This window comes from Mesorhizobium sp. M5C.F.Ca.ET.164.01.1.1, assembly GCF_004792125.1.
In the GTDB taxonomy this organism is placed as follows: Bacteria; Pseudomonadota; Alphaproteobacteria; order Rhizobiales; family Rhizobiaceae; genus Mesorhizobium; species Mesorhizobium wenxiniae.
Genome location: NZ_SRTG01000322.1, coordinates 1 through 335, shown reverse-complemented (window position 1 = coordinate 335; position 335 = coordinate 1). Strand labels below are relative to the sequence as shown.

1 protein-coding gene and 1 pseudogene are annotated in these 335 nt (G+C 60.3%); both read left to right on the top strand.

Going from position 1 to position 335, the window contains the following annotated elements:
• Window positions 1-169, top strand: a pseudogene (locus EN807_RS37230) (cytochrome-c oxidase, cbb3-type subunit II); the annotation flags it as partial.
• Window positions 166-333, top strand: a complete 168-nt coding sequence (locus EN807_RS33655; RefSeq protein WP_135938027.1) for a cbb3-type cytochrome c oxidase subunit 3 — start codon at window positions 166-168, stop codon at window positions 331-333. The pseudogene EN807_RS37230 and the gene EN807_RS33655, both read left to right, overlap by 4 nt.
• Window positions 334-335: the final 2 nt, after the last annotated feature.

Sequence of the window (335 nt, the reverse complement as noted above, 5' to 3'; positions counted from 1 at the left end):
CAAGGCGCGTGGCGTCACCGAGCGTTACGGCAAGGCGACCCATGTAAGGGCTTTCGACGGCAATCCCGGCGAGTTGACGGAGATGGACGCGCTAGTCGCGTATCTGCAGATCCTCGGCGGATTGACCGATGCGGCCAGGAAGACCGACCAGACGGCGCTGGGGGAATGAGCATGCATGACGCGGTGGTCGCAATCTCCAAAAGCTGGGGCCTTTTCTATCTCCTCGCTCTGTCCGCCGGGGTGGTGATTTATGCCTACTGGCCGTCAAATCGAGCCGGGTTCGATCGCGACAAAAGCAGCATTCTGGACAAGGACGACAAGCCGTGGATGTAGGA